The sequence below is a fragment of the Streptomyces pseudogriseolus genome (genome assembly GCA_002154585.1).
GTDB lineage: Bacteria > Actinomycetota > Actinomycetes > Streptomycetales > Streptomycetaceae > Streptomyces > Streptomyces pseudogriseolus.
Genome location: MUNG01000249.1, coordinates 906 through 1,261 on the forward strand (window position 1 = coordinate 906; position 356 = coordinate 1,261).

A 356-nucleotide genomic window follows, 5' to 3' on the forward strand; every position below is an offset into this window, starting at 1 on the left:
GCGCCGCGTTCCACACGTCGGGGAACCGTTCCGGCGTGACCTGGAGGTGCAGCTGCACCGAGGTGCAGGCGGCCTCCGGGGCGATCGACTTCGAGGTGCACCTGAGGTGCTCCACGCCCGCGATGTCGAGGGTGAAGTCCTCACCGCGCGCGGCCACGATCTGATCGTTGAGCAGCGCGTAGCGGTCGACGTCGGAGAGATTGGAGGAGACGAGGTCGTCGCGGTCGAGCGTCGGCAGGATGCCGATCATCACGATGCCCGCGTCCACCTCCTGGGCCTTGCGGTCGGCGTAGGAGAGCGAGGTCCGCAGTTCCTCGTCGAGCTGGTCGAAAACACGCCCGCCCAGCCGGTGGGGG

Annotated in this window: 1 pseudogene; it reads right to left on the reverse strand. The window is 68.8% G+C overall.

The features are described 5' to 3' along the window. Positions 1-356: pseudogene (locus CCN29_RS36115) on the reverse strand (glutamate--cysteine ligase); the annotation flags it as partial.